Here is a 23,863-nt window from a genome sequence, read left to right on the forward strand (position 1 = left end):
GGACGAGGGACCGTGGGCCGCGGCGATCACGCACGCCATACTGGCCCACCTGAGCATGCAGGTCGGCGACCGCCGCCGGGCGGTCGGGCACGCGCGGACCGCCGTCCCGGTGCTGAGCCGGCTTGGCGCCGGCGACGACGAGACCCAGCTCCGCTCGGTGCTGCTGGTCTCCGCGCTCGCCGACGGCGACCTCGACGCGGCCGAGACCGAGCTCGCCGAGATCACCCGGATCAACGACAACGAGGCGGTGCTCAGCGGGGTGGCGACCGGCTCGCTGTGCGCGGCCGAGATCGCCCTCGCCCGCGGCGAGACGGCCGCCGCGCTCGCGCAGTACCGCCTGGCCGTCCAGCGGGCGCACGCCCTGCGCCTGCCGGGGGTGCCGGGCACGGAGCTCACACCGTGGTCGGTCGCCGCGATGTCGGTCGCCCTGACGGCGTACGCGCACCACGCCTCGCAGCAGGACGTCCGGTACGGTGAGGAGCTGTTCGCCGCCGTCGGGGACTGCGACCTGCTGGCCGCGGAGAACCCGGTCCTGGACTACCCGCTGTGCGGCTCGATGCTGTTCGCGCTCGGTTCCTGGGGGCTGCTGCGCGGGGCCGTGGCCCCGGGCGACGCGATCAGGCTGCTGGTGCTGGCCGAGCGGTTCGCGTACCACGGCAGCCTGCCCAGCATGACCTTCGGGCGGATCGAGCCGTACGCGGAGCGGGCCGCGCCCGGGATGACGGCCGTCCTGCGGGCCGGGTACGGCGACCGGCGCGGCCCCGACCTGCTCGGCGAGGCGCGGAGCCTCGTCGAGCGGATCCGCGACCGTGACGGGGAGAGCTCACATGTGCCGCTTGTAGCTGCGCACCGACAGCGGCGCGAAGACCGCGATGACGACCAGGCCCGCCAGGAGCGTCCAGGCCACCTCTCCGCTGACGACGCCCCTGTTGGCGAGGTCGCGCGCGGCCGTGACCAGGTGTGAGACCGGGTTGACCCGTACGAACGCGGCCAGCCAGCCGGGCAGGGTCTCGACGGGCACGAACGCGTTCGACAGGAACGTCAGCGGGAACAGGATCATCATCGAGATGCCCTGTACGGCCTGGGCGCTCCGGGCGATCGTGCCGACCCAGGTGAAGACCCACGCGAGCGACCAGCCCGTGAAGATCGCCAGCAGGATCGCGGCGAGCACGCCGCCCGCCCCGCCGCCCGGGCGGTAGCCCATCACCAGGCCCATGCCGAAGGTCAGGGTGGCCGCGATCGTGTAGCGCAGCAGGTCGGCCACCATCGGGCCGGCGAGCGGCGCGATCCGGGCGATCGGCAGCGACTTGAACCGGTCGAAGACGCCCTTCTCCAGGTCCTCGCGGAGCTGGGTGCCCGTGGCCATGCACGTCGTCAGCACGGTCTGGGCGAGGATGCCGGGGATCATCAGCGGAAGGTAGCTCTGCACGTCCCCGGTTATGGCGCCGCCGAAGATGAAGGCGAACATCGCGGTGAACAGGATCGGCTGCAGTGCCACGTCGAACAACTGCTCGGGGTTGCGGCGCATCTTCTTGAGCGCCCGCCACGCCATCATCAGGGTCTGGCCGACGGTCTCCCCGAGCGAGACGCGCCGCCGGGCGGCCGCCACGCGTTCGGCGGTGCGGACCGTCCGGCCGGTGGGTGCGATCACGGTGCTCATCGGTTCTCCTTCGTGCCGGTCTCGCGACCGCCGCTCTCGTGGTCGCCGCTCTCGTGGCCGCCCGTGTCGTGGCCACCCGTCGCGCCGCCGGTCTCGTGGCCGGTGAGGGCGAGGAAGACCTCGTCCAGGCTGGGTTTGGCCACGCTCACCGAGGTGATCGACACCCCGGCGGTGCGCAGCGCGATCAGTACGTCCGCGGCCAGGTCGGCCTGGTCGAGGGCGACGTTGAGGCGGCCCCGCTCCGGGCTGAGGACCGGGTCGGAGCCCAGGACGCGCCGCACGACCTCCACCGCGGCGGGCACCTCGTCCGGTTCGGCGAGCAGCAGCTGGAGGGTGGAGTCGCCGACCGCGGTCTTCAGCTCGTCGGGGGTGCCCTCGGCGACCTTGCGGCCGTGGTCGATGACGGCGACGCGGTCGGCGAGCTGGTCGGCCTCGTCCAGGTACTGCGTGGTCAGCAGCACCGTGCAGCCGTCGGCGACCAGGTCGCGGATGGTGTCCCACATCTGGCCGCGCGTGCGCGGATCGAGACCGGTGGTCGGCTCGTCGAGGAAGATCAGCGGTGGCCTGGTGATCAGGCTGGCCGCCAGGTCGAGGCGACGGCGCATGCCGCCGGAGAACTGCGAGATCGGCCGGTCGGCGGCCTCCTCCAGGCCGAAGCGGCCCAGCAGGTCCGTGGTGACGCTCCGGGCGCGCGGCGCGGCGACGCCCTGAAGGCGGCTGAAGAGCCAGAGGTTCTCACGGGCGGTCAGGTTCTCGTCGACCGACGCGTACTGCCCGGTGACGCCGACCAGCTGCCGGATCACGTGGGGGTTTCCGGCCACGTCGATCCCGAAGATCTCGGCGCGGCCCGCGTCGATCCTCAACAGGGTGGCCAGCATCCGCAGCATGGTGGTCTTGCCGGCACCGTTGGGGCCGAGGACGCCGAAGATCTCCCCCGGGCGTACCTCCAGGTCGATCCCGTCGACGGCACGGTGCCCGCCGAACGTCTTCACCAGCCCTTCCGCGCGTACGGCCGGACCGTCGTCTCCGCCGAGGGCCGGACCGCCCCCGGTACGTCCGAGTTCTGTGATGCTCATGGCCCCACCCTCGGCGACGCCGGTTTCACGACGCCCTCGGCCGGGTTTCACCGGTTGCCGGGAGGCTGCGCGCCCAGAGGGCCGGCCCGACCGGCCGGCCCGATCGCTTCCGGATGATCGACACCGGCCGTGACGGCTACACGTCGGCCACCTGGGCCGGCGTCCCCGCGGGCAGGAAGTGGCTCCCCTCGCGCACCACCACGGTGCCCAGCAGGCGGTCGTGGAGAACCCGGCCCTGCGGATCGAAGAGCGTCCACAACCCGTTCACCAGAAGCCACCACAGTCCGGCAACGGGGACGAGGACGAGCATGGGGAAGGCCAGCGTGCGAAGCGCCGTCCTTCCCGCTCCCGGTTGCCCGCCCGTCCGCGCGGCGACGACGCGGACGCCCAGCAGCCGCTTGCCGGGAGTCCGCCCCCACAGGGCGTGCTGCACCCAGAAGTAGAGGAACAGCCCTGCCACGGCGACCAGGGTCGCGGGCTTCATGCCGCCCCGGAGGACCAGCGCCTCGGTCCGCTCCAGGAATCCGGCCCCCGTACCGATCCTGAAACCGGTACCGGCCTTGAGGCCGGTCGAGAGCCATGCCAGTCCCATGACGGCACCGGGAACCGAAGCGACGATCAGATAGTCGGCCAGGGCCGCCGTCGGCCGGCGCCACGTCATCCCGGCCTGCGAACCGTCCGGCTCGTCCGCGATGACGGGCCGCATCATCCGCGACGCGGCGAGCACCAGCGCCGCGGCCGCCAGGAGGCACAGCTGGGTGACCCCCCACCCTTCGGCCGCCCCGCTGAACCATGCGGCGCTGAACAACGGGATCGTCTCCATGCAGATCCCCCGATAGCCGTACAACGACGCGAGAGGATCGACGGCCGCGACCAGGACGATGAGGCCCGCCACCCGCCGGCCCGTCACCCCGGGATCCCCGCGACGAAGACATACGAGGAGGCCGAGGAGGATCACCAGCGCCGGGACCGCCCATCCCAGGGTGATCTCCCCGACCGCTTCGAGATCAGCGCGGAGCGGGGCGAGCGGGGACGCCGTCGTTCCGCTGTCGAACAGGCACACGTACCCGTAGACCAGGTCGGGCCCTCCATCGGCCCGCCCGAGCCTGTCGAGATCGAGCCGTTCGCGCCACATCTCCCAGGTCGGGAAGGCCGCGACGGCCGCGGCCACCCCCCACGCCGACCACGCCGGCCACGCCGACCGGGAGAACTGCGGCACGATGATCCTTTCGCCCTGCGGAGCGACACCCTACCGACACTCCGGCGACGCCGTACGGGCCCGGTGCCCGCGATGGCCGGTCGTCGCGGGCGACGGACGTGCCGTCCGCGGCGACCGATGTCATGTTCACGACCTCGACGGAGGACGGCGTGGAATTTCAGCATCTGACGCGGCACTACGAGGCGGTCCTCCGGGCGGGTTCGGCCTGGCTGGGAGAGGGGTTGGCCTGGACCGCCGTCCTGCCGGTCGACGGCCCGCTGTCGCTGGAGGAGACGGTGTCCCGCCTGGTCGGCGGTGAACGGCCGCCGTTGGTCGAGATGGACGACGAGGAGGCGTACGAGGAGGGCGCCGCCCTGCTGGAACGGACGGGGAGCGCGACGATGATCGTCCAGACCTTCGGGAAGAACCACGTCTGGGAATCGGACGCTCTCGGCCGGCTCAGCGTGAACGCGCGGGTCTGGCATCTGGCGTGGGAGGTGACGAGGAACTCCCGGCTGATCCACGCCGCGCACGGGCGGGTTCTGGCCGAGGTCCCGCACCTGGATCCCGCCTATGTCAGGGGAGACGACCCCTCCGCCGTCGAAGCCGAACTGACGGCCCTGGGCTCGGTCGTCGGCGCACCCTGGCCGGCCTCGCAGGCCATGGCCATGGCCATCGTGGAGGGCCACACCGGTGCGCGCCTGGGCCAGGACTGGTTCGAACGCCCTCATCCGGCCGTCGTCGTCGGCGAGCCCGGATAGCCGCGCGACACCGGGGAGCCATGGGAGCCGGGGACCCGAGGAGCCACGGAGCACGGGCACACCGCCCGGTCCGTGAGAGAACCGGATCACCGATGCCCGGCGAGGGGGCCGTCGCGCGCACGGGACCGCGGCTTCTCACGGAGTTCCCAGGCGGAGTTTGTAGCACTTTCAACTTAAATCTATGAGTATGGGGTGATGGAGCGTGCGCCGCAGGGGGCCGAGGCGGCCGAGGCTCGGGGAGCCGTGGCCGGACGGACCCGGCGGTTCGCCGCCGGGGGTGGCGTCCTCGTCGTCGTGGCGCTGCTCGCGTACTGGCTGGGGAGCGGTGGCGGGGACGGCAGGGAGGCCGCACCCGTGGCGAGCGCGACGCCGACGCCCGGCGCGGCGCTCACGGTGCCCGACGTCTTCAGGAGGGTCGGGCCGTCGGTGGTGGTCGTCCAGGCCGGCAAGTCGCTCGGGACCGGGGTGATCGCGGCCGAGGACGGGACGATCCTGACGGCGTACCACGTCGTCGAGGACGCGTCGGGCAAGGGCACCCCCGGCAAGGGCGCCTCGGGCAAGGGCGACGGGGACGTCACCGTGACGTTCGCCGACGGCACCCGGGCGAAGGCCGTCGTCGCCTCGTCGGATCCGAAACGTGACATCGCGACCCTGCGGCCCGCGAAGCTGCCGGAGATCCTCGTCCCGGCGACGCTCGGTGGTGCCGCGGCCGTGGGCGCGCCCGTCGTGGCGATCGGCAACCCGCTGGGCCTGACCTACAGCGTCTCCACCGGCGTCGTGTCCGGCCTGAACCGGAGCGCCGCCCGCATCGACAAGGGGCGCGGCCTGAGCGGGCTCATCCAGTTCGACGCCTCCGCGAACCCGGGCAGCTCCGGCGGCCCCCTGCTGGACGCCCGCGGCCTGGTCATCGGGATCGTCGTCTCCATCGCCGACCCGGGAGGCGACGAGGCGTTCGCGGGCATCGCGTTCGCGGTGCCGATCGGCGCGGCCCTGGGCGGTGGTGACGGCGACGGACCACCGGGCGACGGACCCCAGATCTGACGAAGCGCCACGACGCCACGACGTCACGACGTCACGAGAAGGAACACCACATGACCTCGACCACGTCCCCCGATCCGGCCCATCCACTCGAACACGTGCTCTTCGAGGTCAAACGCACCATCGTCGGACAGGACGTCCTGCTGGAGCGCATGGCCGTCGCGCTGGTCGCCGACGGCCACCTGCTCGTCGAGGGCGTGCCGGGACTGGCCAAGACCCTCGCGGTGAGGTCGCTGGCCGCCGCGATCGACGGGAGCTTCCAGCGCGTCCAGTTCACCCCCGACCTGGTGCCGGCCGACCTCGTGGGCACGCGGGTCTACCACCAGCACTCCGGGGAGTTCAGGACCGAGCTCGGCCCGGTGTTCGCGAACCTGCTGCTGGCCGACGAGATCAACCGCGCCCCCGCCAAGGTGCAGAGCGCCCTGCTGGAGGTGATGCAGGAGCACCAGGTGACGATCGGCCGCGAGACGTTCCGGGTGCCCGAGCCGTTCCTGGTCATGGCGACGGAGAACCCGATCGAGTCGGAGGGCACCTACCCGCTGCCCGAGGCGCAGGTCGACCGTTTCATGATGAAGGTGATCGTCGACTACCCGACGCAGACCGAGGAACAGGCGATCGTCACGCGGGCGCTGCGCCCGCCCGAGCCGCCGCAGCCGATGGTGACGGCCGGGGACCTGATGGCGATGCGGGACCGCGCCCGGCAGGTCTACGTCGATCCGGCGATCGTCGACTACGCGGTACGGCTGGTCTCCGTGACGCGCTCCCCGGCGACGGCCGGGCTCGGCGAGCTGGAGCGGTACGTCACCCACGGGGCCAGCCCGAGGGCGTCCATCGCGCTCGTCACGGGCGCGCGGGCGCTGGCGTTCCTGCGCGGCCGCGACTACGTCCTGCCGCACGACCTGTCCGAGCTCGCGCTCGACGTGCTGCGCCACCGTCTGGTGCTCTCCTACGAGGCCCTCGCGGACGACGTCGACGCCGACACGATCGTCACCGGGGTGCTCGGGGCCGTCCGGGTGCCCGACGTCGTCCTGCAGAAGCGCTGAGCGCCGTGGCCACCGCCTCCGAGAGGCTCCTGCTCCGCCTGGAGTGGAAGGTCGTCCGCAGGCTCGACGGCCGGCTCCAGGGCGCCCACCGCACCGCGCACCGCGGCTCCGGGATCGACTTCACCGGGTTGCGCGCCTACGGCGACGGCGACGACGCCCGGAACATCGACTGGAACGTGACCGCACGGCTGGACGAGCCGTACCTGCGGGTGTTCACCGAGGACCGGGAGCTGACGGTGTGGCTCGTCCTCGACCGGTCGGCGTCGATGGCGGCCGGCCGGCCGGGACGCGGCAAGCACGACGTGCTCGCCGAGCTCGCCCTCGCCCTCGCCCGGTTGTTCGGCCGGGGCGGCAACCGCGTCGGCGCCCTGCTGTTCGACACCGGGACGCCGCGCGTCGTGCCGCCCGGCACCTCCCGGCGGCACGCGCTGCGGATCGGCGCCGAGCTGGAACGCACCTCCACGTCGCCCGGTGCCGGCTCCGGGGCACGCGGTGGCCGTACCTCCGGGGCACGCGGCCGTATCTTCGGAGCACGCGGCGCCGGCTCCGGGGCGGGCGGCGGCCGTACCTCCGGGGCGCGCGGCACCACCACCGACCTGGCGGAGATGCTGGACGCGGCCGGACGGCTCGCGCGCCGCCGCGCGCTCATCGTCGTGCTGTCGGACTTCATCGGCGACGGCGACTGGGAGCGCTCGCTGCAGCGCCTGGCGCGGCGGCACGAGGTGGTCGCCCTGCGGATCGTGGACACGGCCGACGACGTGCTGCCCGAGGCCGGGCTGATCGTGGTCGAGGACGCCGAGACCGGCGAGCAGCTCGTCGTCGACTCCGCCGACCCGCTGCTGCGGGTCCGCTTCCGCGCCGCCGTCGACGCCCGCGACGCCCGGCTCGAGGCGGGCATGCGCCGGGCCGGGGTGCCCGTCCACCGCGTCGACACCGACCGCGATCTGGCCGAGGCGCTCGTCGAGGTCGTCACCCGGACCCGGGACCGGTCGCGGTGACGGAGTTCACCGGGGCCGCCGGGGTCCTCGACGTCGTCGAGACCACCGAGGTCGTCGAGACCACCGGGGTCACCGAGGTCGCCGACGTCGCCGCGCAGGGCACGAGACCGGTGAGGGAGGCCCCGTGACCCTGTCCTCCCCGCTGCTGCTCGCCGTCGGGCTGCTCGTCACGGCCGCGCTCGCCTGGGCGGCCGTCGTCTCGGCGCGCCGCCGCACGGCCGCCCTCACCGCCGCCGGGGTCGCCGTGCCGGGCGGCCGCCGGGCGTACCTCGGGGTGGGCCTGACGATCGCCGGCGTCGCGATGCTCGCGGTCGCCGTCGCCGGACCGGCGGCCATGGTGCCGGTCCCGCGGACCGCGGGGACCGTCGTCCTGGCCATGGACGTCTCCAACAGCATGGGTGCCGACGACGTCGCGCCCACCCGGCTGGCGGCCGCGCAGCGGGCTGCCCGCGCGTTCGTGACGGCGCAGCCCGACAGCGTCGACATCGGGGTCGTCGCGTTCGAGCGGGGCGCGCTCACCACCGCGCGGCCCGACGCCGACCACTCCGTCGCGCTCAAGGCCATCGACCGGCTGAGGATCACCGGTGGCACCTCGCTGGGCACGGCCATCACGGCCTCCCTGTCGGCGATCACCGGCAGGCAGGTCGCCGTCGGCCGCGACGGCACCGCGCCCGACATCGGCTACTGGCCGTCCGCGACGATCGTGATGTTCTCCGACGGGCAGAACCAGGGCGCGGACATCGAACAGGCCGCCACCGTGGCCCAGCGGGCGGGCGTCCACGTCCACACCGTCGGGGTCGGCACCACGGCCGGGGCGACGGTGAAGGTCGACGGCTACCACCTGCAGACCTCGCTCGAGGAGGGCACCCTCACCTCGATCGCGCAGACCACCGGCGGCACCTACCACCCCGCCTCCGACGCGGCGCGGCTCGACGGGATCGCCGACACGATCGACCTGCGGCTCACCGTCTCCGACGAGCCGCTGCCCCTCGCCGGCGGGCTGACCGGGCTCGCCCTCGCGCTGCTCACCGCGGGCGCGGCGCTCACCGTGCTCCGGTCCGGACGGGTGATCTGAATGTCCTTCTCATGGCCGTGGGCACTGCTGTCCCTCCTGGTCGTCCCGCTGATCCTCGCCCTCCGCGAGTGGGCGCGGCGCCGTCGCCGGCGGGCCGCCGTGCGCGTCACCTCGATCGCGCTCGTGCGCAGCGCCCTGCCCGGCCGTACGCGCTGGACCCGGAAGATCCCCACGGCACTGTTCCTGGCCGGGCTCGCGCTGCTCGGGGTCGGGGCCGCGCGGCCACAGGCGTCGGTCCCGGTACCGCAGACGTCGGTGACGATCCTGCTCGCGCTCGACACCTCCGGCTCCATGTGCTCCACGGACGTCGACCCCAACCGTCTCACCGCCGCGCGGAAGGCCGCCGCCGAGTTCATCGAGTCGCAGCGGGGCGGGCCGCGCATCGGCCTGGTCACCTTCGCGGGCAGCGCGGGCCTGCTCGTCCCGCCCACCGACGACACCGACGCGCTGGTCAAGGCGCTGGACGGCCTCACCGTGTCCCGCGGTACCGCGATCGGGCAGGCCGTGCTCACCTCGATCGACGCGATCGCGGAGGCCGACCCGTCGGTCGCCCCCACCGGGGCGGACCCGAACCCCGTGGGCGGGGCGGGCTACGCCGGTGCCGCGATCGTCGTGCTCACCGACGGCGCCAACACCCAGGGCGTCGACCCCAAGGTCGCCGCCCGGGAGGCGGCCCTGCGCCGCGTCCGTGTCTTCCCCATCGGTTTCGGCACCACCGAACCGGCCCCGATGGTCTGCGAGAACTCGCAGTTCGACGGCCAGGGCTTCGGCCGCTGGGGCGGCTCCGGTGGCCGGGGCGGGTTCGACAGGGGCCGCAGCCCCCGCACCATCGACGAGCCCGCGCTCAAGCAGATGGCCCAGGCCACCGGCGGCTCCTACCACCGCGCCGAGAACGCCGGCCAGCTCCAGAACGCCCTCGACGCCCTGCCCGGCAGCTTCACCGTCGTCCAGCAGCGGGTCGACGCCTCCGCGGCCTTCGCCGCCGGCGGCGGTGTCCTCGTCGCCGCGGCCCTGTCGGTGTCCCTGTGGTGGAACCGCCCCCGGACCCCGGCCCGCTGACGCGCCCGCGCGGCCACCCGGTCGCGCGTGCCGGGCCGGGACGTACGACTCAGCCGTGCACGTGCAGCGAGAGGTGCGAGGACAGGGCGCGCAGGAAGTCCGGCGCGTCGAAGACCGCGCCCGCGGAGGCGACGCCGACGGTCCTGGTCCGGCCGGTGAGGATGCGGTCGACGGCCTCCACCGCGAGCGGCGCGCTGACGGCGTAGATGTCCTGACCGGCGGCGGTCACGCGGCGTTCCGTGTCGCCGGAGCGGACGAGGACGTCGACGACGAAGGTCTGCGCTGAGCGTCCGCGCTCGTCGACGGCGGTCGGTGCCGAGGCGCCGGGAGCCGACAGGTCCGCGGCAGCCCTGGCGGTCATGTAGGTGCGCACCTCCGGGATGTCCAGGTGGCTGGGAACGGTGACGACGTCGGCCATGGTGAACTCCCCGATCACGCTCTGGGGGCCGAGCGGGGCCGGGAACGGCCACTCCAGGGTCGGCAGGGCGTCATCGTGGTACTCCAGCCGCCCGCCGGTGAAGCGGACCCGCCGGCCGCCCCGCCGCCGCGTCGAGACCGCGCCCGCGGCGAGCGTTCCCCCGGTGGGGTGCCAGCCGCTCAGGCCGTAGGCGATGTGCGCCTCGTCCGCCGACGTCCGATCGCCCATCGCGGTGGTGACCAGCAGGTCGCCGAGGCCGCCGTAGAAGGCCATCGCCGGGACCACCACGGTGCCCGCGGCACGGGCGCGCTCCGCGAAGTGCGCGAACGTGTCGGCGTTCGCCTCGATCTCGGCCGCCACGTCGACGTACGGGATGCCGGCCCGCAGCGCCGCCTCGATCACCGGGGCGGCGGTCGAGGCGAAGGGCCCGGCACAGTTGATCACGGCGGCCGCGCCGTCCAGCGCACGGTCGAGCGAGGCCGGGTCGTCGGCCGACGCCTGCCGCGCCTCGAACCCGGGACGGGCCTTCGCCAGTGCCGCCAGTTTCTCCCGGTCGCGGCCGAGGAGCAGCGGGACGTGCCCGCGCTCGATCGACTCCGCGACCACGAACCGCCCGGTGTGCCCGTAGGCGCCGAACACCGCCACGATCGGACCTGATCCCATGCCTGCCCCCGCGTGCTCGAAGTGCTTCACGGGATCGATCCTGTCCTTCCGGCCCACCGGCGCCCAGTGTCCGGAATGACACGTCCCGTACAATTTCCGACATGGCCCCTGTCCCGCGCTCCGTCGCGATCGCCGCCACCGAGGGAATGCTGCACTTCGAGCTGGCCCTGGCCTACGAGGTCTTCGACTCCGCCCCGGACGCCGTGCCCGGCCCCTGGTACGACGTCGACGTGTGCGGCACGCACGCCGTCCGGATCGGCCGGTTCCTGCTGGAGCCGGATCACGGGCTCGACCGGCTGACGCGGGCCGGCACCGTGATCGTCCCCGCCTTGGCGGACGTCGACGAGGACCCGCCCGCCGAGCTGGTCGAGGCGGTGCGCGCGGCCCACGCGTCGGGCGCGCGGGTGGTCTCCCTGTGCACGGGCGCGTTCGTGCTCGCCGCCGCGGGCCTGCTGGACGGGCTGCGCGCGACCACGCACTGGGCGCACACCGACGACCTGGCCGCGCGCCACCCCCGGGTGGAGGTCGACCCGGACGTGCTCTACGTCGACAACGGCAGCGTGCTCACGTCCGCGGGCAAGGCCGCGGCGATGGACCTGTGCCTGCACCTGGTCCGCCGCGACCACGGCTCGGCGATCGCCAACGTGGTGGCCCGCCGCCTGGTCGTGCCGCCCCACCGGGCCGGCGGCCAGGCCCAGTTCGTCACCACACCGGTGCCCGCCCGGGACGGCCACCCCCTGGCCGAGCTGCTCACCTGGGTGATGCGGCGGCTGGACCGGCCGATCACCGTGGAGGACATGGCCCGCCGGGCGAACATGAGCTCGCGCCACCTGGCCCGCCACTTCCACTCGTTCACCGGCACGACCCCGCTGCGGTGGCTGCTGACGCAGCGGATCCGCCGCGCGCAGGAGCTGCTGGAGACCACGGACGACAGCGTCGAGACCATCGCCTCGGCCGCGGGCATGGGCACGGCGACGACGCTGCGCCGCCACTTCCACCGCACGGTCGGCGTACCACCGGACGCCTACCGCCGCACGTTCCGGCCGTGACGGCACGGCGACCCCGGACCACCGAGGGGAGGGGGCGGCGGTGCACGCTCAGAGGTGGCCGGCAGTGACCGAGGGGGAGGTCGGGGCCCAGTGGCGCGTCGCGGCCGCCTCCGCCACCGGACGCGCCGCGAGTTTCAGGAGGTCCCCCGGACGACCCGGTAGCGCAGATGGACGACGTCCCCGTTCCCCGAGGTGATCGTGTCGAGCGGCCGCAGTTCGACCCGGCGGGGTTCCAGGTCGTCGAACAGCCTGGTCCCCGCGCCGAACAGGACCGGCACCAGCTGGAGCCGGATCTCGTCGATCAGACCGGCCCTGAGGAACTGCCGACAGACCTCGGCGCCGCCGAGCACGACGACGGGCCTGTCCCCGGCGGCGGCCCGGGCCTGGTCGAGCGCGCTTCGCGGGCCGTCGCCGACGAAGGTGAACGAGCCGCTCGGCATCCGTCGATCCGCGCGGACCTCGTGGGTGAGCACGAAACAGCGGCCGGGGAAGGGGACGTCCTTCCACAGGTCGACCCCGACGTCGTACATGCGCCGGCCGATGATCGTCGCGCCGGACTCCGCGGACAGCGCGGCCGTCAGCTCGGGCTCGTCCGGCATCCACGTGTGGAGGCGCTCGCCGCCCTCGCCCAGCGGACGGTCGCGGCTGATCCGGGGGCCGGCGCTGAAGCCGTCCAACGAGATCGAGGACTGCATGATGACGGTCATCGGGTCTTCTTCCTGTCGTTGAGGGCGGGGACGAGCGAGACGAACAGGACGGCGGCCGTGAGGGCGAAGGCCGCCGGGTAGCCGAGCGGGTGGACCAGCAGGCCGAACCCGAGGGCGCCGATCCCGATCCCGGCGTCGTAGGCCAGGTTCCACACGACGCTGACCTGGCCGAAGTTCGCGCGGGAGGCCCGCGCGAACATCAGCGACAGCGTGACGTTCTGGGCCGCGCCGAAACCGATCCCGAACAGGGCCGTTCCGGCGAGCAGGGCCCCCTGGTGCGGGACGAGGACCATCAGGGAGACGCCGACGGCGGCCGACAGGACCGACGGCAGGAGAAGGACACCCTGGTCGTACCTGTCCCCGAACCAGCCCGCGCACCAGCGGGCCAGGGGGGTCACGCAGGACTGCACGAGCAGGGCCGTCGCGGCCGAGCCCGCAGCCAGCGGCAGGAAGGTCAGCAGGATTCCGCTCGCCATCGTGATGGTGGCGAAGATGTACGCGGGCCTGACCAGGTCGGTGTCACGGAGAGCCGCAAGAACGCCGCCGTGGTGTTCCTGCCGCGTGCCCCTGGCGGGCAGGCCGAGGACCGCGACCGGCACGAGCAGGGCCAGCCCCGCACCGAGGAGGAACACCGGGGTGAAGCCGAACCGCTCCTGCAGCCAGAGCCCGGCCGGCAGGCAGGCGATCGACGGAACCCCGACCGCGAGGCCGTACAGGCCCAGTCCTTCGCCTCTGCGCTCGGCCGGGACGAGGTCACCGATCAGCGCGGCACCGCACACGACCACGATTCCCAGTCCGGCGCCCCTGAACAGGCAGACGACCAGGACGACGACGAGCGGTGGATGGGCCGCGAGCAGGAGGGCGGGAACCCCGAGGAGCAGCAGGCCCAGCCCGACGACCGTGCGGTGGCCGAGCCTGGCCAGCAGCCGCACGACCGCGAACTCGGCGAGCACCGTCCCGAGCATCAGGGTGCCGGTGGCCAGGCCCGCGCCGACGTCGTCCGCGCCGATGCCCGCCGCGTACAGCGGGACGACGGGCATCAGCAGGTAGAAGGCCGACATGGCGCCGACGGAGAAGATGAGGAGCATGGCGATCGGGCGGGTGACGATCGGCTGCCGCGGCGCCTCGACGTTGCTCATGCCGTGAGCCTAGAATCCGACCGGTCCGGAAAGGAGGTCCAGTTCGATGCCCGTCGAGTGGACCGGTTCCGGTCCCGAACTGCTCGTCCCGCTGGACCGGGACAGGCCGTTGCGCGTACAGCTCGAACTGGCCCTGCGCGAGGGCATCCGCACCGGCCGGTTGGCCGCGGGCGAGCGGCTGCCCTCCTCCCGCGCGCTGGCCCGCGCGCTCGGCGTCTCGCGCGGCCTGGTCACCGAGACGTACGCGCAGCTGCACGCCGAGGGCTACCTGGTCACCCGCCCCGGCTCCGGTACCCGGGTCGCCGCCACCGGGCACGCGTCCCCGGCGGCTCCCGCCCGGCCGGCGCCGCCGCCCCCGATCCGCGTCGACTTCCGTCCCGGCGTTCCCGACCTGGGGAGCTTCCCCCGCGAGCAGTGGAGCCGGGCTCTTCGCCGGGCCTGCCGGGAGGCCTCCGCCGAGGAGCTCGGCTACTCGCCCCCGCACGGCAGCCCGGTGCTTCGCGAGGTCCTCGCCGCCTACCTGCGGCGGGTCAGGGGTGCCGCCGCCGACCCGGCCCACACGATCGTCAGCGCGGGCTACACGCAGGGCCTGCAGCTGGTCCTGCGCTCGCTGGGCGACGTACGGGCCGTGGCCTTCGAGGATCCCGGCGACCCGGACCACCGCGCGATCGCGGGCATGCTCGGGCTGGAGGTGGTCCCCGTCCCGGTGGACGAACACGGCATGGACGTCGACGCCCTGGCCGCCACCGGTGCGCGCGCCGTGGTCCTCACGCCCGCGCACCAGTCACCGACCGGCGTGGTCCTCGCGCCCGACCGGCGGCAGGCCCTGATCACCTGGGCGGCCTCCCGTGACGCGACGATCGTCGAGGACGACTACGACGCGGAGTTCCGGTACGACCGGGAGCCGGTCGGGGCGCTGCAGGGGCTCGCTCCCGACCGGGTCGCGCTGCTGGGTTCGGTGAGCAAGTCGCTCTCGCCGGCGTTGCGGCTGGGCTGGGTCGTCGCCCCGCCCCGGTTGTCCGCGGCGGTCGCGCGGAACAAGCGGCTCGCGGATCTGGGTTCTCCGGGCTTCGACCAGCTGGCCCTGGCGAGCCTCGTCCGCGACGGGCAGTACGACCGGCACCTTCGCCGGATGCGGCAGCGGTACGCGGCTCGCCGTGCGGCCCTCGTGGGCGCCCTGGCGCACCACGCGCCCGGGGTGGAACTCCTCGGCCTCGCCGCCGGGTTCCACGCGGTCGTCCCGCTGCCCGCCGGAACCGACGAGCGTTCCGTCGTCGCCACGGCTCTGGGCCGGGGGGTCGGCCTGTACGGCATGGGCCCTTACCGGGTCCGGGGCGGTCCTCCCCGGCTCGTCCTGGGGTTCGGGAACCTGACCCCCGACGCCGTCTCCGAGGGTGTCGCCGCCGTCGCCGACCTGATCGGCGGCTGAGTTCCTCTCCGGGACGCGGCCGGCGCCGGTCACCGCGTCGCGCCTGGCGTTCCTCGACGCGGCGGCGTACCTGCCGTCCTCCGCTTCCCGGGCTCGCGCCGGGCGGCCTCGGCGCTGCCCAGCTCATGGAACAACCGCATGCTCCGGTTCCTGTAGGCGTCGGCGTCGGAGGTTGCCTCACCGAGCGTGCGAAGGACGCGGGCCTCGCCCAGCCGATGGCCGGTGTCACGGTGGATCTCCAGGGCCGGCAGGGCCTGCCGTACCGCCTCGGAGGGGTCCCCCGCGGCCAGCGCGATGTCGGCGAGGGCGGTGCGGGCGAGCCCCTCCAGCAGGCGGAAGGATCGCTCGCGGGCGATCCGCAGGGCCTGCTCGGCGAAGGAGAGGGCCTCGGTCATGTCGAGCTCGCGGGTCGCGTTCGCCAGCCCGACGAGAGCGATGGTCTTCTCGAACACGTGGGTGTCACCGGCCAGTTCCACCGCCCGGCGATGGTGCTCGGCGGCCTGGACGTGACGGCCGGAGGTGTGGCTGAGCCTGCCCAGCGCGATGTGCGCGAGCGACTCGAAGTAGCGGTCCGCGATGTCGCGGCTGCGTCGCAGCGCTCGTTCCCCGTAGGCCAGCGCCGCCTCGTACCGGCCCAGGTCGCAGTGGACGTCGGCGAGGTAGGCCAGGCAGTGCAGCTCGACGGCGTGGGATCCGGCCTCCTTCGACAGGGAGTGCGCCCGATGGAGGTGCCGGAGCGCGTCGTCGAACCTTCCCAGCAGATGGCAGACCTCACCGAGGTTGAGCGCGGTCATGCCGTCCGTGTCGGGGTGGAGCTCAAGGCCCCGGTCGAGGTGGCCGAGCGCGGACTCCAGCCGGCCCATCTGCACGTAGACCTGCGAGAGGTTGATGTGCTTGATGCCCTGCATGCCCGACCGGCCGGCCTCCTCGTCCAGCGCGATGCCCTCCACCAGGCAACGGGCCGCGTCGTCCAGCCGCCCGGCGCGCAGGTAGTAGGCGGCGAGGTTGTTCCGGATGGCGGCGGCGCCCTCCGTCCACCCGCCCTGCTCGGCCAGTGAGCGAGCACGGTCGAGCAGCGAGAGCGCGTCAGGCCGTACCTGGAACGCGTGCGCGTTCGCCAGGGCCAGCATGGCCGCGGCCAGGCCCGGCACGTCTCCCTCCTCCTCCGCGACCGTCACGGCCGCCTGCGCGCAGGAGAGCCAGTCGCTCGTGCTCCCGCTGGCCCAGAAATGGCTGCGCATCGCGTCGGTGAGGAGCCAGGTGGACCGCCGGGGACCGGATCGGGCCGCCTGGTGGACGGCGGCGACGAGGTTGCGATGTTCGGCGGCCAGCCACGCGGAGGCCGAGGCCGGGTCGGCGAACGAGGTGAGCGTCACCCCCTCGGACATCGCACCCGGCGGGAGCTTGACCCAGTGGGCGTGGCTCTGCCCCACGGCGGCCCGGACGTTCAGCAGGTACCAGTCGTAGAGGCGCTGCCTGGCCTTCGCGACGTCCTCCGGGCGCTCGTCCTCGACGGCGCGTTCTGCCGCGTACAACCGCAACAGGTCGTGGAAGCGGTAGCGGCCGGGCTCGTACTGGTCGACCAGGTGTGCGGTGGCCAGCCGGGTGAGCTCCTGCCTGGTCTCGGCCGGGGAGGACCCCGTGAGGGCCGCGGCCGCGTCGAGGGTGAAATCCACCCCGGGGACGAGACCGAGCAGCCGGAACAGCCGAGCCGCCCGCGGCGGCAGCGCGGCGTAGGAGAGGGCGAACGCCGCCTCCACCGCCGTGCTCCCGGTGTCGTCGATCGCCAGTCCGGCCATCCGGTCACCGGCACGGAGCGCCGTGAGGTACTCCCGCACCGTGCCGTAGGCCCCCCGGCTGATGTTCGCCGCCGCGATCCGCAACGCGAGCGGCAGATGGGCGCACAGCAGGGCGAGTTCGCCCAGCAGATCCGGCGACGCCTCGTGGGTGCTCGCGCCGAGCAGCCGGGTCAGCAGGGCCACGCCTTCCTCGTCGTTGAGCACGTCCAGCTCCACGATCAGAGCGTCGTGGTGGACCTTCAGGCCGGACAGGTCGTTGCGGCTGGTGACGACGACCGCGCTGTCGCGGTTGGCCGGAAGGAGCGGACGGACCTGGTCGGGATCGGTCGCGTTGTCGAGCACCAGCAGCAGCCGGCGATCCGCCGTCATGGTGCGGAACAGGGAGATCCGGGCGTCGACGTCGAGCGGGACGCTCGCCGGTGACACTCCGAGGGACGTCAGGAAGCTGCCCAAAGCGTCGGCGGCCGTCTTGGCGGCACTGTCGGAGTAGCCGTGCAGGTCGTAGAAGAGCTGGCCGTCGGGGAAGCGGTGGCGCACGCGGTGGGACCAGTGCACGGCGAGCGAGGTCTTGCCGACGCCGGCCGTACCGCTGATCACCGACAGCCTGGCCGCGGTGGGGTGGGCGTCCGCGGTGGTCAGGTAGGCGTTCAGCTGCCTGATCTGCCGCTCGCGGCCGGTGAAGGTGGCGATGTCGGCGGGGAGCTCGGCGGGAACGGCGTCGGGGCGGAGGCCGGAAGGGGCATCGAGGCAGGAGCCCGACGAGGTGTCGGAGCGGGAGCCCGGAGGGGTGTCGGAGCGGGAGCCCGACGAGGTGTCGGGGCGGAGGCCGAAAGGGACATCGGGGCGGGGGCCCGACGGCAGGGGAACGGGCCTGTCCGCCGCGGCTTCCCGGCCGAGGGCCCTTGCGCGGGCGTCCTGCAGCTCGGGGCTCGGTTCGATGCCGAGGTCGTCCCTGAGCCGATCACGGAGGTCGTCGAAGAAGCGCAGCGCCGCGGCCCGCTGCCCGGACGCGGCCAGCGCCAGTACGATCCGCGCGTTCAGCCCCTCGTGCAACGGTTCGGCGGGGAGGACTTCACGCAGCCGTTCCAGCGCGGCCTGATGGTGTCCTCGTCCCAGGGCCAGATCGGCGTGGTCCAGGACCGCGGCGAGACGTTGCTGGGACACGGCGACGACGACCGGGTGGTGGAGCGCGTGCGGGGCGAGGTCGGCCAGCGGTCGCCCCCGCCATAACGACAATGCCTGCTCGTAGGCCTGTTCGGCGTCCTCGGTCCTGCCCGCGTCACGATGGGCCGCCGCCCGTGCCGTCAGGTCGGCGAAGTCCAGCAGATCGCTCTGCCCGTCCCCCAGGGTGAGGCGATAGCCCGCGCCGGTACGGCTGATCGGCCCCTCGCCCGCGCCGCCACCGTCGAGGAACCTCCGCAGGCGCGACACATGGGTGTGCACCAGATTCGCGTAGGTGGCGGGGATCTCCTCTCCCCAGAGGAAGTCGACGATCTCCGGCTGGGTGACGACGCGGTTGGCCTGAAGCGTGAGCAGGCCCAGGAGGCGGCGCTGCATGGGAGGCTTCAGGTCGGCGGCGCGCCCGTGCACGCGAACCGCCAGCGGCCCCAGAAGGTCGATCCGCAGCACCGGGTCCCTGGGGTGCCGCGGCCGGCCGTCGCCGGTTTCCCGGAGCAGGTCGAGGTCGGCGACGGACAGGCCGGCCGCCTCCATCAGCCTGCGCACGGATCGGGCATGGGGGCGCTGGACCGCGCCCTGTTCGATGTCGCGCAGCGTCCGGATGCCGACACCGGCACGATCGGCCAGTTCCCGCTGGGTGACGCCGGATCTCTTCCGGTACGCGAGCAGCATTTCACCCAGCGTCATGGCGCCTCCCCCGAGACATGATCCCCGTCAATTCGCCAAACTACTGCGTCACCATCGTTTAAGGCATCGGGATTTCTGTAGCAGTAAGCGACTTATAGCGATATATCCCTCTTTGAGTGGCATCTTTGAGCGGCATCGGCGCAGGTACGTCGTGCAGGTGATGTCCGGTCTCCGGCCGTCGGGCCCCGTACGCCCGGCTCGGCGAAAAGCCGTGGTCCGAAGGCGATAATGGACGCTCCACTTCGTTCGAAAGGGACGACCAGTGACCGCGACCGAGCGAAGACGGCGGTCCGCCTCGACCGGTGCCACCGGAGAAAGGCCGTCACTGTCGCATCGGCGATGACAGCCCTGTTCGGGTCCGAGGGGAATCTCCGCCCGGCCGCCGTCACCGGGTGTACGACGTGCTCGAACAACCTCGGATGAATCACCGTCGGCCACGTGGTCGGGCCGACGGCGATCCGGCGCCGCCGGCACCTCCGTCAGCGAGGTCACGCACGGCGCGAAGGCTCTGTCGGACCCGGTCGCTACTCTCCCGCTCATGACGGTTCCCGAGATCATCCCCATCGGCTACGAGCCCGACTACCACACCGGCGACATCGGCCACTGGGAGGGCGGGCAGTTCCTCGGCTCCGTCGTCGCCGCCTTCCCAGAGGGGTACACGCACACCGACGACCGGCAGGCGCACAAACGCTGGTACGCCGTCCTGCACACCTTCGACGCCGCCGGCCACCACCTCGGCTCCCGCATCGAGCGCACCGGGACCGATGATGATCACTGGGCCGTCGTCACCGCCGCACGCGACCTGTTGAACGAATGGCTCGGCGCGCTCCCCGGCCTCCGCTTCGGCGACATCGCCGTCCGCCCCTTCCGGCACGACGCCGACGGAGTGCTCTTCGGCCTCGTCGTCGAGACCTTCGAAGGCGTCGAAAACGCCGAGCTCCACCCGAACACCATCGGCTTCTACGAACCCTGGGACGGCTCGTACGACACCTGATCATCGGGTCACGGTCCCTGATCCGCGCGGGACGGGTACGGGCCGCCGCAAGCAGGAGCTCCCCGGTCAGAGCGAGACGGATCGGTCACCGCCTGGCGCATGGGCCTCGGTGCCTACCACGGATACGTCCTGGACTCTCCAGCCGTACGGGCCGCCGGCCACGCCGTCCACCGCGACAGGACGGGAGGCAACGACGAGAAGACGCCCCGAGCACGCCGGACCGCGGGGGCGGCGGGCCGTACGCGACCGCCGGGCGCACCCCGTCCCGGCCGCGCGCAGGGGCGCGGGCAAAGCATTCGGGGGCGGCCCACATGAGCCGGGGTCCGCGCCCACCGGCGGCTCGAACACCTGTGGGACGAAGACGGCACAATGCCTGTATGACGAGAGAACTGCCGGTCGTCGACCTGTCGGGCCCCGACGTCCCTGCCCGGATCGAGGCCGCGTGCGTCGACAGCGGCTTCTTCTACGTCAGCGGCCACGGCGTCCCCGGAAGCCTGATCGGCGAGCTGGACGCGGCCGCGCGCCGCTTCTTCGCGCTGCCCGAGGAGCGAAAGCTCCAGATCGCGATGGCGCGCGGCGGCCGGGCCTGGCGCGGCTTCTTCCCCGTCGGCGGCGAGCTCACCTCGGGCCGCCCCGACCTGAAGGAGGGCGTCTACTTCGGCGCCGAGGCCGAGCCCGACGGCACCCCGCTCAGGGGCCGCAACCTGTTCCCCGACGCCGACGTCCCCGAGCTGCGCGCGGCCGTCCTGACGTACCTCGACGTCATGACCGCGACGGCGCAGCGGGTGATGGGCGGCATCGCGCTGAGCCTCGGCCTGCCCGAGCGCTACTTCGCCGACGGGTACACCAAAGACCCGACGATCCTGTTCCGGATCTTCCACTATCCGCCCGGCACGGGCGCCGCCGAGGAGTGGGGCGTCGGCGAGCACACCGACTACGGACTGCTGACCCTTCTGCTCCAGGACGACAACGCCGGCCTCAAGGTCCGTACCCGCGACGGCTGGATCGACGCCCCGCCGATCCCCGGCACGTTCGTGTGCAACATCGGCGACATGCTCGACAGGCTGACCGCGGGCCACTACCGCTCCACGCCGCACCGCGTCCGCAACGCCTCCGGCCGCGACCGCCTGTCGTTCCCGTTCTTCTTCGACCCCGGCTGGCACGACGAGGTCCCGCCCCTCCCGTCGGTCCCCGGCCGCGAGGACCGCCCGCGCTGGGACGGCCAAGACCTCAGAGCCTTCTCCGGCACGTACGGCGACTACCTGACGGCCAAGGTCGCCAAGGTCTTCCCCGAGTTGGCCGCCGAGATCTGAGGGGGAGATCCGGCCCGGAGCGCGGCCGAGCGCGCGGTCTCCGGCCTGTCGTCGGCCGACGAGGACCGCACGAGACGCGCTTCAGGCCGCCACGGCAGTTCACGATCGCCGACTCCGCCATGCCGGCTCCCGGTCCGGATCCGGGCTCCGCGCACCTGCCCGCGCCGTCGCAACGCCGATGCCCGTCACCCTGGGAGGCCGGCCGGCCGATGCCCGTCTCCCTGGGAGGCCGACCGGCCGGCGCCGTGAACGTGCCCGGATCCGCAGGGAGAGGGCGTCACCGGGGCGGACGCCCTCTCGCATCCGAGCCTGACCGGCGACCCGGCCGACGTTTCCGCTCGCGGCACCGGCGGACGCCCGGCCATCCGGGGTGACGGGGTCCTTCACGGGTCCGGCTCCCGCGACGCCCCTGCGGCCGCGGTGGTCAGGCGGCCTGCCCTCGGGTGACGTAGAGCTTCATGTCGGTGAAGTCGAGGGTGATGGTGTTGGGCTTGTGGAAGCTGTGGAAGAAGACGGCCGGCACGTCGAACCCGTCGGGGGCGAGCGGCGCGTCCGGGTTCGTGAAGCAGTAGATGTCGTCGGCGGCGACGTCGCCGAGGCGCATCTCCTTCGGGTAGCAGGGGTAGGCGACGGCCGGGTGGCTGCCGGCAAAGGTCTCGACCGGGCGATCGCGGTCGACGCGGACCCGCAACTGCTTGGCCGTCTCCTTCTTCACGATCCCGGCGACCTCGCTGTGTCCGCCGAAGAGCACCCCCACCACCCCCGTGCCGGAGCCGGCGGCACCGGCGATGCCGCCCCTGCTGTGGAGCCCGTGCTCGCGGGCCATCCACATCGGCAAGGGATCGGCACCCGCCCGTTTGGCGGCGGCGCGTGCCTTACCTGCCGTTTCGAGGGTCCGGCGCCGCAGGATCAGCTGCCGGCCCGCGTAGTCGAAGGTGGTCAGCAGGTGGTAGAAGACCCACATGCCGATCATGCCGTCGTTGTCGGTGCTGACCTCTCCGCCCGACTCCGCCGTCGACCAGCTCACGGGGACGTTGCGCAGTTCGATGCCGCCCAGCCTGAACGAGTCCAGGACCCCGTAGTGTGCCCATACGACGCCGTCCAGGAAATCCATCTTCTCGCTGACGACAGGGCTCAGCCCGGCCTCCTTGACCACCTTCGCCGACACCTGCAGCGACGGGGCGCCGGTGTAGAACGTGAAGCGCTTCGGCGATCCGCCGTTGACCGAGGCCTCCACCAGCGGTTCCGGGTCCATCTGCTTCCAGGGCAGCTGCGCGGTGCCGCCGTGGACCTGGTACGGCTCGCCGGAGAACGCCGCGAACCATTTGGCGTAACTCTCCTCGCCGGCGACTCGCCAGTGCGGTGCCGAGAGGGAGAGCTTGTCCTGCCGGATGTAGCAGTCGGCCAGCAGCCGGTTGGCCTGCTTGTCCCCGGGTGCCAGCTCGACGGCCAGCTTGAGGTACTTCTCGGCGTCGGGGAACCGGTTGGCCAGCAGCCCCACGTAACCGCGCTGGCGAGCCGCGTGCACGTTCCCGGGGTCCTTTCTCAGGATCTCCTCGTACGCGCGGCCGGCCTGCTCGAACCTCCCGGCCTTGAACAACGCGTCCGCGTCACCGCCGTCGGGCTTGAACAACGCGTCGGTGTCACCGCCGCCGGTCACCGCCGTGGCCGCCTTGCCGAGCAGCGGCACCGTCGCGGCCGTACCGGCCAGCACGGCGGCGCCCCGCAACAGCGAACGCCGGTCCCATTGCCTGTCATCAGCCATGCCTTCTCCTATTCGTGATCATCTTCACCGTGACGTTCCGCCCGGTGGACGCGCACAGCGGCTCCGGCCTGTCCACCTCGCCCTGCTCGCCCAGGTCGATTCACCTCGCCCTGGTTGACGAGGACGACGCCGAGTCGCCGGAGCCACGCGGGCCTCACCTCACCGCACGGCCCGATCCGGGCGCCCCCGGATCGGTGGCCGTGCTCCGCGCCGAGGCCGTCTGGACGGCCGGGTCATCTCTGATCGGCAACACTCGCGACACGCCGCCGGGTCTCGCCGCCCCCTCGGGGACCGGCCCGCGGCTCGCCCGTCGACGCCACCCACTGTCTCCGAGCCGTGTCCCCGCCCCGTCCGTGCCGTGTCATGGTCGTGTCACGGCCGCGTCGGCGGTGGTGGCCGTCGAGAGACCACGGCATGCGCCGGCCGACGCGCATACCCGGCACCGGACGACGGTACGGCCGCGCGGTGCCTGTCCCCGCCGGGCGATCAACAGCTAATGGCCCGTTTCAGCCAAGCCGGCTCAACGGGACTCGGCGTCCTGCTGCACAAGTGGATCGAACCGTGTCAAACTCGACTGGCGTGATCAAGCGCCTTCAGGCAAAGACAGGACACCCGATGGCAGCTGACGCCCACCCTCCAGTGATTTCGCTGATGCTCGCCGTGTCTGACGCCTCAGCCGCGGCGCGATGGTACGCCCAGGCGCTTGGGGCCGACGGGGACTGTACGGTTTTCGGTGTAACTCCTGATCAAGGAGATACACCTGATGAGTACTGTGATTCAGGCATCCGCAGACACGGACCTGGAGGAAGCCGC

At 73.0% G+C, this 23,863-nt stretch carries 19 protein-coding genes; 11 read left to right on the top strand and 8 right to left on the bottom strand.

Going from position 1 to position 23,863, the window contains the following annotated elements; translation table 11 throughout:
- Window positions 1-823 precede the first annotated feature (823 nt).
- The 3 genes from ACZ6RT_RS05005 to ACZ6RT_RS05015 all read right to left on the bottom strand — a co-directional run bounded on the left by ACZ6RT_RS05005 (window position 824) and on the right by ACZ6RT_RS05015 (window position 3,955).
- Window positions 824-1,660 carry an ABC transporter permease gene (locus ACZ6RT_RS05005; protein WP_399185167.1) on the bottom strand — a complete coding sequence of 279 codons (837 nt, stop codon included), beginning with the start codon at window positions 1,658-1,660 and terminating at the stop codon, window positions 824-826.
- Window positions 1,657-2,736 (bottom strand): ATP-binding cassette domain-containing protein, encoded by a 1,080-nt coding sequence (locus ACZ6RT_RS05010; protein WP_470152274.1) that lies wholly within the window; start codon window positions 2,734-2,736, stop codon window positions 1,657-1,659. Before ACZ6RT_RS05010 ends, ACZ6RT_RS05005 begins: the two co-directional genes overlap by 4 nt.
- Window positions 2,737-2,872: 136 nt before the next feature.
- Window positions 2,873-3,955 (bottom strand): RDD family protein, encoded by a 1,083-nt coding sequence (locus ACZ6RT_RS05015; RefSeq protein WP_470152275.1) that lies wholly within the window; start codon window positions 3,953-3,955, stop codon window positions 2,873-2,875.
- Between the two features lie 149 nt (window positions 3,956-4,104).
- Between ACZ6RT_RS05015 and ACZ6RT_RS05020 the strand changes: the two genes are divergently transcribed.
- From ACZ6RT_RS05020 to ACZ6RT_RS05050, 7 genes are all read left to right on the top strand, one after another.
- Window positions 4,105-4,695 (top strand): hypothetical protein, encoded by a 591-nt coding sequence (locus ACZ6RT_RS05020; RefSeq protein ID WP_470152276.1) that lies wholly within the window; start codon window positions 4,105-4,107, stop codon window positions 4,693-4,695.
- A gap of 195 nt (window positions 4,696-4,890) precedes the next feature.
- The gene (locus ACZ6RT_RS05025) at window positions 4,891-5,736 is read left to right on the top strand and encodes a S1C family serine protease (protein WP_470152277.1); all 846 of its coding nucleotides are present in this window, start codon (window positions 4,891-4,893) and stop codon (window positions 5,734-5,736) included.
- 50 nt (window positions 5,737-5,786) lie between these two features.
- Window positions 5,787-6,776, top strand: a complete 990-nt coding sequence (locus ACZ6RT_RS05030; RefSeq protein ID WP_399185164.1) for an AAA family ATPase — start codon at window positions 5,787-5,789, stop codon at window positions 6,774-6,776.
- Window positions 6,777-6,781: 5 nt separating this feature from the next.
- Window positions 6,782-7,774 carry a DUF58 domain-containing protein gene (locus tag ACZ6RT_RS05035; protein WP_470152278.1) on the top strand — a complete coding sequence of 331 codons (993 nt, stop codon included), beginning with the start codon at window positions 6,782-6,784 and terminating at the stop codon, window positions 7,772-7,774.
- Window positions 7,771-7,902, top strand: a complete 132-nt coding sequence (locus ACZ6RT_RS05040) for a hypothetical protein (RefSeq protein ID WP_470152279.1) — start codon at window positions 7,771-7,773, stop codon at window positions 7,900-7,902. The genes ACZ6RT_RS05035 and ACZ6RT_RS05040 overlap by 4 nt, the downstream gene beginning before the upstream one ends.
- A complete protein-coding gene (locus tag ACZ6RT_RS05045) occupies window positions 7,899-8,849 on the top strand; it encodes a VWA domain-containing protein (RefSeq protein WP_470152280.1) in 951 nt (316 codons plus the stop codon). Before ACZ6RT_RS05040 ends, ACZ6RT_RS05045 begins: the two co-directional genes overlap by 4 nt.
- Window positions 8,850-9,908, top strand: a complete 1,059-nt coding sequence (locus ACZ6RT_RS05050) for a VWA domain-containing protein (RefSeq protein WP_470152281.1) — start codon at window positions 8,850-8,852, stop codon at window positions 9,906-9,908. It abuts the gene before it with no gap.
- Window positions 9,909-9,957: 49 nt separating this feature from the next.
- Here ACZ6RT_RS05050 and ACZ6RT_RS05055 read toward each other — a convergent pair whose 3' ends face one another.
- Entirely contained in the window at window positions 9,958-10,989 is a 1,032-nt protein-coding gene (locus ACZ6RT_RS05055) for a saccharopine dehydrogenase family protein (protein ID WP_399185159.1), read from the bottom strand.
- A 101-nt stretch (window positions 10,990-11,090) separates the two neighbouring features.
- On the opposite strand from ACZ6RT_RS05055, the gene ACZ6RT_RS05060 reads away from it, so the two are divergent.
- Complete coding sequence (locus tag ACZ6RT_RS05060) at window positions 11,091-12,038, top strand: helix-turn-helix domain-containing protein (RefSeq protein WP_470152282.1); 948 nt, start codon at window positions 11,091-11,093, stop codon at window positions 12,036-12,038.
- Window positions 12,039-12,172: 134 nt separating this feature from the next.
- Here the strand turns inward: ACZ6RT_RS05060 and ACZ6RT_RS05065 are convergent, their stop codons facing one another.
- On the bottom strand, window positions 12,173-12,745 hold the full coding sequence (locus ACZ6RT_RS05065; protein WP_470152283.1) for a dihydrofolate reductase family protein: 573 nt from the start codon (window positions 12,743-12,745) through the stop codon (window positions 12,173-12,175).
- Complete coding sequence (locus ACZ6RT_RS05070) at window positions 12,742-13,884, bottom strand: MFS transporter (protein WP_399185156.1); 1,143 nt, start codon at window positions 13,882-13,884, stop codon at window positions 12,742-12,744. The genes ACZ6RT_RS05065 and ACZ6RT_RS05070 overlap by 4 nt, the downstream gene beginning before the upstream one ends.
- Before the next feature lie 46 nt (window positions 13,885-13,930).
- On the opposite strand from ACZ6RT_RS05070, the gene pdxR reads away from it, so the two are divergent.
- A complete protein-coding gene (gene pdxR, locus ACZ6RT_RS05075; RefSeq protein ID WP_470152284.1) occupies window positions 13,931-15,313 on the top strand; it encodes a MocR-like pyridoxine biosynthesis transcription factor PdxR in 1,383 nt (460 codons plus the stop codon).
- Window positions 15,314-15,342: 29 nt separating this feature from the next.
- Here pdxR and ACZ6RT_RS05080 read toward each other — a convergent pair whose 3' ends face one another.
- Entirely contained in the window at window positions 15,343-18,978 is a 3,636-nt protein-coding gene (locus ACZ6RT_RS05080) for a tetratricopeptide repeat protein (protein ID WP_470152285.1), read from the bottom strand.
- A gap of 538 nt (window positions 18,979-19,516) precedes the next feature.
- On the opposite strand from ACZ6RT_RS05080, the gene ACZ6RT_RS05085 reads away from it, so the two are divergent.
- Window positions 19,517-19,972: a hypothetical protein gene (locus ACZ6RT_RS05085; RefSeq protein ID WP_470152286.1), complete on the top strand. Its 456-nt coding sequence runs from the start codon at window positions 19,517-19,519 to the stop codon at window positions 19,970-19,972.
- Window positions 19,973-20,349: 377 nt separating this feature from the next.
- Window positions 20,350-21,285, top strand: coding sequence for an isopenicillin N synthase family dioxygenase (locus tag ACZ6RT_RS05090; RefSeq protein ID WP_470152287.1), 936 nt, complete (start codon window positions 20,350-20,352; stop codon window positions 21,283-21,285).
- Window positions 21,286-21,709: 424 nt separating this feature from the next.
- Here the strand turns inward: ACZ6RT_RS05090 and ACZ6RT_RS05095 are convergent, their stop codons facing one another.
- A complete protein-coding gene (locus ACZ6RT_RS05095) occupies window positions 21,710-23,050 on the bottom strand; it encodes an aspartyl protease family protein (protein ID WP_470152288.1) in 1,341 nt (446 codons plus the stop codon).
- Window positions 23,051-23,863 lie beyond the last annotated feature (813 nt).

Source organism: Streptosporangium sp. NPDC050148 (assembly GCF_055586505.1).

Coding starts and splice junctions, on each gene's coding strand:
- ACZ6RT_RS05005 (WP_399185167.1), bottom strand. CDS start 1,660: ATGAGCACCGTGATCGCACCCACCGGCCGGACGGTCCGCACCGCCGAA.
- ACZ6RT_RS05010 (WP_470152274.1), bottom strand. CDS start 2,736: ATGAGCATCACAGAACTCGGACGTACCGGGGGCGGTCCGGCCCTCGGC.
- ACZ6RT_RS05025 (WP_470152277.1), top strand. CDS start 4,891: ATGGAGCGTGCGCCGCAGGGGGCCGAGGCGGCCGAGGCTCGGGGAGCC.
- ACZ6RT_RS05030 (WP_399185164.1), top strand. CDS start 5,787: ATGACCTCGACCACGTCCCCCGATCCGGCCCATCCACTCGAACACGTG.
- ACZ6RT_RS05050 (WP_470152281.1), top strand. CDS start 8,850: ATGTCCTTCTCATGGCCGTGGGCACTGCTGTCCCTCCTGGTCGTCCCG.
- ACZ6RT_RS05055 (WP_399185159.1), bottom strand. CDS start 10,989: ATGGGATCAGGTCCGATCGTGGCGGTGTTCGGCGCCTACGGGCACACC.
- ACZ6RT_RS05060 (WP_470152282.1), top strand. CDS start 11,091: ATGGCCCCTGTCCCGCGCTCCGTCGCGATCGCCGCCACCGAGGGAATG.
- ACZ6RT_RS05065 (WP_470152283.1), bottom strand. CDS start 12,745: ATGACCGTCATCATGCAGTCCTCGATCTCGTTGGACGGCTTCAGCGCC.
- ACZ6RT_RS05070 (WP_399185156.1), bottom strand. CDS start 13,884: ATGAGCAACGTCGAGGCGCCGCGGCAGCCGATCGTCACCCGCCCGATC.
- pdxR (WP_470152284.1), top strand. CDS start 13,931: ATGCCCGTCGAGTGGACCGGTTCCGGTCCCGAACTGCTCGTCCCGCTG.
- ACZ6RT_RS05080 (WP_470152285.1), bottom strand. CDS start 18,978: ATGACGCTGGGTGAAATGCTGCTCGCGTACCGGAAGAGATCCGGCGTC.
- ACZ6RT_RS05085 (WP_470152286.1), top strand. CDS start 19,517: ATGACGGTTCCCGAGATCATCCCCATCGGCTACGAGCCCGACTACCAC.
- ACZ6RT_RS05090 (WP_470152287.1), top strand. CDS start 20,350: ATGACGAGAGAACTGCCGGTCGTCGACCTGTCGGGCCCCGACGTCCCT.
- ACZ6RT_RS05095 (WP_470152288.1), bottom strand. CDS start 23,050: ATGGCTGATGACAGGCAATGGGACCGGCGTTCGCTGTTGCGGGGCGCC.